Here is a 1,385-nt window from a genome sequence, read left to right on the forward strand (position 1 = left end):
TCTATTGGCGTAGAGAGCATCTTCTTTTTTTTTCTGTCAACGACAGGAACTTCATAAAGTCTTCAAATAATACTTCATCCTGTCAAGTTTGTGAATAATCCGGAAACGTCAGCTGGCGGGGAACACCTTTCAGTATCAATCTATATGAATTCTCATCATCAAAGAGACCAAACAAAGAAATCCTTGTAACCACAAAATCCTTTAGTTCTATTTCTACTGCTGGCAATGACTGGACCTCAATTGATTTGAGAAAGGAAAATATCAAATTATTTCCAGGGAAATACCTCATTTCTATGAGATGGTTAGAGGCGCCTGGAAATGATGGTTCAAAATCTCTAACAATTGGATTTAAGAAAGAATACAATCAAGAACCAATTAGCTGGATGAATTGGTCAGGAGAAGACTCTGAGTGGTCAAAAGATACAGGTCCATATACAGGAAATTTCATGATACAACCTGTTTTTTCATAACTGGTAAAATCCCTGAGATCAGAAGAAATTGTTTCTGATAAACTAATTTCAATCGACCAATCATTAAAGTAAGGTATATTGTTTTATGGTTCAGTTTTTCTATAAAGAAGAAAGTGCTCCCAAGCCGACCTTACCACCATCAGTCGGTTGTATTGCGTTTATTCAAAACAATGGAAAATATCTATTAGAACATCGTTCTGATTCATCTAGATGGGCTTTTATTGGTGGGGGTGTGGAGAAAAATGAATCCTTTGAAGAATGCCTTATCAGAGAAGTCCTGGAAGAAACAAATCTCAACGTCAGCAAATACAAACTTGAAACAACATTTTCCGATCCTTCCAGAATAATTAGATATGATGATGGGAATTCAAAAAGAATAATCACAATTGCTTATTCGGTTGAGATTGAGGATTTCAAGACTCTCCAGATTAGCCATGAGTCACAAGAGCTGAGATTTGTTGATATAATCAGTTTGGAAAATATTAAAATGGCAGAAACACATATTCCATGCCTGCAGTATCTTTTAGAGTTACATACGGGAATCGTTGCCCATAAATATTGTTCTTTTAGCCCGAATGAGGATAAATCATGAAAACAAAATTTTCACATGTAAATATTATAAGTAAAAACTGGCGTTCTCTAGCAGAATTCTATATTCAAGTATTTGAGTGTAAACCAAAACTTCCAGAAAGAGATTTATCTGGAAAATGGGTAGATGAATTAACTGCTGTATCTGATGCTCATATTAAAGGTATTCATTTAATACTTCCTGGTTTTACCAATGATGGTGTTACCCGCCCGCCAGCACTTCCACCACCTGACAAGCTTGGTTTCCACCACTCGACAGTCAGCTCTGCAGAATGTGAACACACTGCATTACCAACTGACGACCAATGGAAAATCATAGAGTCAATT

The 1,385-nt window shown here is 36.2% G+C and carries 2 protein-coding genes and 1 pseudogene; all 3 read left to right on the forward strand.

What is annotated here, in order from left to right:
• Positions 1 to 245: 245 nt before the first annotated feature.
• On the forward strand, positions 246 to 470 hold the full coding sequence (locus DV872_RS26750; RefSeq protein ID WP_233516453.1) for a hypothetical protein: 225 nt from the start codon (positions 246 to 248) through the stop codon (positions 468 to 470).
• Between the two features lie 85 nt (positions 471 to 555).
• Positions 556 to 1,062, forward strand: coding sequence for an NUDIX hydrolase (locus DV872_RS26050; protein ID WP_114632897.1), 507 nt, complete (start codon positions 556 to 558; stop codon positions 1,060 to 1,062).
• Positions 1,059 to 1,385: pseudogene (locus tag DV872_RS27085) on the forward strand (hypothetical protein); the annotation flags it as partial. The gene DV872_RS26050 and the pseudogene DV872_RS27085, both read left to right, overlap by 4 nt.

This window comes from Oceanispirochaeta sp. M1, assembly GCF_003346715.1.
Classification (GTDB): Bacteria; Spirochaetota; Spirochaetia; order DSM-2461; family DSM-2461; genus Oceanispirochaeta.

What these genes read in the sequence shown, in the direction of transcription:
- DV872_RS26050 (WP_114632897.1), top strand. Translation starts at nt 556, where the DNA reads ATGGTTCAGTTTTTCTATAAAGAAGAAAGTGCTCCCAAGCCGACCTTA.